Origin of the sequence: Noviherbaspirillum malthae, from assembly GCF_015352985.1 — a bacterium.
Taxonomy (GTDB): Bacteria; Pseudomonadota; Gammaproteobacteria; order Burkholderiales; family Burkholderiaceae_D; genus Noviherbaspirillum; species Noviherbaspirillum malthae.
Window position 1 is genome coordinate 1 of the sequence record NZ_JACYXF010000161.1, and the last position, 2,163, is coordinate 2,163.

The window sequence follows — 2,163 nt, forward strand, 5'->3', positions numbered from 1 at the left end:
CTTAGAAGCAGCCATCCTTTAAAGAAAGCGTAATAGCTCACTGATCGAGTCGTCCTGCGCGGAAGATGTAACGGGGCTAAGCCAGTCACCGAAGCTGCGGATTTGTGCGTATTTATACGTGCAGATGGTAGGAGAGCGTTCTGTAAGCCTGCGAAGGTGTGTTGTAAAGCATGCTGGAGGTATCAGAAGTGCGAATGCTGACATGAGTAGCGATAATGCGGGTGAAAGGCCCGCACGCCGTAAGCCCAAGGTTTCCTGTTCAACGTTCATCGGAGCAGGGTGAGTCGGCCCCTAAGGCGAGGCAGAGATGCGTAGCTGATGGGAAGCAGGTTAATATTCCTGCACCGTCGTTAGATGCGATGGGGGGACGGATCGCGGAAGGTTGTCCGGGTGTTGGATGTCCCGGTTTATGCACTGGAGAAGGCTGGTAGGCAAATCCGCCAGCGGGATTCAAGGGTGTGTGACGAGCGGCCTTGTGCTGCGAAGCAATCGGAAGTGGTTCCAAGAAAAGCCTCTAAGCTTCAGTCTAACGAGACCGTACCGCAAACCGACACAGGTGGGCGAGATGAGTATTCTAAGGCGCTTGAGAGAACTCGGGAGAAGGAACTCGGCAAATTGGTACCGTAACTTCGGGATAAGGTACGCCCTTGTAATTTGACACCCCTGCGGGTGAAGGATGAAGGGGTTGCAATAAACTGGTGGCTGCGACTGTTTAATAAAAACACAGCACTCTGCAAACACGAAAGTGGACGTATAGGGTGTGACGCCTGCCCGGTGCTGGAAGATTAAATGATGGGGTGCAAGCTCTTGATTGAAGTCCCAGTAAACGGCGGCCGTAACTATAACGGTCCTAAGGTAGCGAAATTCCTTGTCGGGTAAGTTCCGACCTGCACGAATGGCGTAACGATGGCCACACTGTCTCCTCCCGAGACTCAGCGAAGTTGAAATGTTTGTGATGATGCAATCTACCCGCGGCTAGACGGAAAGACCCCATGAACCTTTACTGTAGCTTTGCATTGGACTGTGAACCAATCTGTGTAGGATAGGTGGGAGGCTGTGAAACGGTGACGCCAGTTGCCGTGGAGCCAACCTTGAAATACCACCCTGGTTTGTTTGCGGTTCTAACCTTGGTCCGTTATCCGGATCGGGGACAGTGCATGGTAGGCAGTTTGACTGGGGCGGTCTCCTCCCAAAGTGTAACGGAGGAGTTCGAAGGTACGCTAGGTACGGTCGGACATCGTGCTAATAGTGCAATGGCATAAGCGTGCTTAACTGCGAGACTGACAAGTCGAGCAGGTACGAAAGTAGGACATAGTGATCCGGTGGTTCTGTATGGAAGGGCCATCGCTCAACGGATAAAAGGTACTCTGGGGATAACAGGCTGATTCCTCCCAAGAGTTCATATCGACGGGGGAGTTTGGCACCTCGATGTCGGCTCATCACATCCTGGGGCTGTAGCCGGTCCCAAGGGTATGGCTGTTCGCCATTTAAAGTGGTACGTGAGCTGGGTTTAAAACGTCGTGAGACAGTTTGGTCCCTATCTGCCGTGGGCGTTGGAAGTTTGAGGGGGGCTGCTCCTAGTACGAGAGGACCGGAGTGGACGAACCTCTGGTGTACCGGTTGTCACGCCAGTGGCATGGCCGGGTAGCTAAGTTCGGAAGAGATAACCGCTGAAAGCATCTAAGCGGGAAACTTGCCTCAAGATGAGACTTCCCGGAGACTTGATCTCCCAAAAGGGTCGTTCGAGACCAGGACGTTGATAGGCTGGGTGTGGAAGCGCAGTAATGCGTTAAGCTAACCAGTACTAATTGCCCGTGCGGCTTGTCTCTATAACCTTGACAGGTGTAGACAAGAAGAGAATGCGTATGCCGATTGGGCATCACGCCCGCCACAAGTCTGAGACAAACAGACAGGACAAAGATAGATCGATACGCCTGCAGGGAAACTGCAGGGATACTTCTTCCGGATTGCGCTGCCTGAGGTTCCCAGAATAGAGGGAACGGCAGGCGGCCTACAAGTTATGCCTGATGACCATAGCGAGTTGGTCCCACCCCTTCCCATCCCGAACAGGACCGTGAAACGACATCGCGCCGATGATAGTGCTGCAACCAGTGTGAAAGTAGGTAATCGTCAGGCTAGTTCTACCGCATCAGCCCTGCCTCC

At 53.2% G+C, this 2,163-nt stretch carries 2 rRNA genes; both read left to right on the forward strand.

Features of this window, described 5'->3' with window-relative positions:
* A 23S ribosomal RNA gene (locus IGW03_RS37445) occupies positions 1 to 1,829 on the forward strand; the annotation flags it as partial.
* Between the two features lie 194 nt (positions 1,830 to 2,023).
* A 5S ribosomal RNA gene (gene rrf / locus IGW03_RS37450) occupies positions 2,024 to 2,136 on the forward strand.
* Positions 2,137 to 2,163: the final 27 nt, after the last annotated feature.